Genomic DNA, 2,742 nt, shown 5'->3' with positions numbered 1-2,742 from the left:
GGCTGTAGAGTGCCGTGAAGACCAAGATGCCGGCCAGCAGCGAATTGATCCGGAAACGCAGGTGCACCAATGCCGTCGCCGCACCCGCCCCGACACCGGCGAGCATCGCCACAACGGTTGCAAACAGTGGTGGATATCCCGCCAGCAAAAGTGTGGCACAGACGCAGCCGCCGAGTGGGAACGCACCTTCGCTCGTCAGGTCGGGAAAGCTCAGCAGCCGGAACGGGATCATGATGCCGAGCACCAGGAACGAATAGATGAGGCTTTGCGACAGCGTCACCGGCACGAGATTGAGGTAGGCGTGGATCACGTCCATTGGTCAGGTTCCGAGCAGCATGCGGTCGTTTTCTATTCTGAACTTTTCGACGAGGTCGGCAGGCGTGAGCGTTGCTTTTTCGGTGCCGCCGATGTCGTCGCGAATACGGCCGGCATCCATCATCACCAGCCGGTTACCGGTCTCAATCGCCTGGCGCATATTGTGGGTGACCATCAGCGTGGTGAGTGTCTGTTCGGCGACGATGCGCAGGGTCGTCGCCATGATCAGGTCGGCGGTGCGCGGGTCCAATGCCGCCGTATGCTCGTCGAGCAGCAGCAGTGAGGGGCGCGACAGTGATGCCATGATCAGGGACAGCGCCTGGCGTTGCCCGCCCGAGAGCTGAGCCACCGGTGTCGACAGACGGTCTTCCATGCCGAGCGACAGGCCGGCGAGCAGCGCCCGGTAGCGGTCGCGCTTACCGGCGTCGAGATGGAGCGCAAAACCCCGGCGCCGTCCGCGCTGCTCGGCCAGCGCCAGGTTTTCCTCGATGGTCATCGCCGCAGCGGTGCCGACCATCGGGTCCTGGAACACGCGCGAGATCATGCCTGCCCGACGGTGCGCCGCAAGACGGGTGATGTCGCGGCCATCCAGGGTGATCGAGCCACCGTCCGGCTCGATTGCGCCCGCTATGGTGTTGAGCAGCGTCGACTTACCGGCGCCGTTCGAGCCGATGATCACGACGAAGTCGCCGCGATTGAGCGCAAGGTCTAGCCCATCGAGCGCCGGCCTCGCGCCGGCGAGGCCGGCGTTGAACGTCTTGCGTAGCCCCGCGCAGACAAGCAGGGGCATGCCCACCGTTGTCACTTGATCAGCCATGGGCTGTCCTTGAGCGTTTCCGGAACCGTCAGGCCGACGGCTGCAAGGCCCTTGGGGCTGACATAGGCGTCGAAGTCTTCGCTTTTCGGAACATAGGGCGCGATGTCGGCCGGCTTCTCGCCCTTGAGGATTCGGTCGGCGATATCGGCGGCATGCTCGCCATTCTTGCGATAGGAGATGGCGTGGAAGCCGGCGAGCTGGTCCTTGAGGTCGGGGGCGTAGACCGAGTTGAACAGCGGCAGCTTGATGCGTTGCGCCACCTGCGCCACGACCGGCACCGAGGTCTGCACCACGTTGGACTGAATGAGGAAGATGGCATCCACCTGCCCGGCGAAGGTCTGGACACGCTGGGGCAGGTCGTTGGCATTGTCGACCGGCACGCCGACAACCTCGATCCCGGCCTTAGCGGCTGCCTTGTGGATTAGCTCCATGTTGGAGGTGTCGTTGTCTTCACCCGGGTTGAAAAGGGTTCCGACCTTCTTGACGCCCGGCACCACTTTTTTGAGATAGTCGAAGGAAGCGTCGAAATCCGGCAGCATCGACGCGCCTGAACTCCATGCCGAACCATGCTGCCAATCCGGCACAATGCCTGCCACGACCGGGTCCACGACCGCGCCGAACACGACGGGGATCGACTTGTCGGTAATGCCGCGCACCGCCGCCTGGTTGAGTCCGGTGGTAATGGCAAGGATGAGCGCCGGATGTTTGGCCTCCACCTGCTGCAGGATCTGCGGGACGAGGCTGCGGTCGAAATTGGCGTGCTGGAAGCCGTAGGTGACATTCTTGCCTTCGACGTAGCCCAATTCGGTCATCCGGGTCTTGAAGCCTTCGGCGACTTGATTGAGTGCTGGGTGTTCGCCGAAGCTGGCGATTTCGACCAGCTTCGGGTCAGCCAGGGCTGTGCCATTTGCGGCGGTGAGCAAGGCTGCGGCGACCAGCCACTTCATCAATTTCACGACACGCTCCTAAGGTTGGGATTACACGATGGAGGGACGCCAGTTCTGTTCGGCGACCCGCAGGAAATTCTCGCCCAGCACGCCAAGTATGGCGGTCTCTGAATAGCCATGGCGTTCCAGCGCCTCGACCAGCTCAGGCAGGACTTCGGGTTTGACATCGGCCCAGGGCGGACGCGGATAGCCGCGCAACGCCATCATCGGACCGGAATCGTAGAGCTTGGTCATGAAGGGCTGGTAGAAAACAGTGTCGAGGCCGAGGCCGACATGCTCGGGTCCGACGAGTTGGGCGATGTAGTCGATATGGCGCATGAGTGCCGAGACGTCCGATCGGTTGTCGTCGGTCAAAAAGGCGCCGATAGAGTTGATACCAATCACGCCACCACGCCTGGCAAGTGCCTTGATCTGAATGTCGTCGATGTTGCGTTCATGGTTCTTCAACGCACGGACGCTCGAATGTGAAAACACCACCGGCTTTTCGGATAGTTCGATGATGTCGAGCGAGGTGTTGACGCCGGCGTGACTTGCGTCAAGCATCATCCCGACGCGGTTCGCTTCAGCCACGAAGGCGCGGCCCAACATGGAAAGTCCTGCGTCAGAGGGCTCGTGGCAGCCGTCGCCAAGGGGGTTGCGGGTATTGTATGCCACGATCATCCA

General features: G+C 62.1%; 4 protein-coding genes. All 4 read right to left on the bottom strand.

What is annotated here, in order from left to right:
• Positions 1–316 (bottom strand): ABC transporter permease subunit (locus tag AC1DUU_RS28605; protein WP_476786710.1); only part of this gene is annotated, 316 nt, incomplete at its 3' end.
• Between the two features lie 3 nt (positions 317–319).
• Positions 320–1,132 carry an ABC transporter ATP-binding protein gene (locus AC1DUU_RS28600; RefSeq protein ID WP_476786709.1) on the bottom strand — a complete coding sequence of 271 codons (813 nt, stop codon included), beginning with the start codon at positions 1,130–1,132 and terminating at the stop codon, positions 320–322.
• Positions 1,117–2,079, bottom strand: coding sequence for an ABC transporter substrate-binding protein (locus tag AC1DUU_RS28595; RefSeq protein WP_476786711.1), 963 nt, complete (start codon positions 2,077–2,079; stop codon positions 1,117–1,119). The genes AC1DUU_RS28600 and AC1DUU_RS28595 overlap by 16 nt, the downstream gene beginning before the upstream one ends.
• Before the next feature lie 30 nt (positions 2,080–2,109).
• Positions 2,110–2,742, bottom strand: a 633-nt coding sequence (locus AC1DUU_RS28590; RefSeq protein WP_476786708.1) for a dipeptidase, incomplete at its 5' end; no start/stop codon positions are given.

It is taken from the genome of Aminobacter sp. P4_H6_2, from assembly GCF_056400805.1.
The sequence above is the reverse complement of the archived record's forward strand: the minus strand, read 5'-3'. Positions and strand labels throughout refer to the sequence as shown.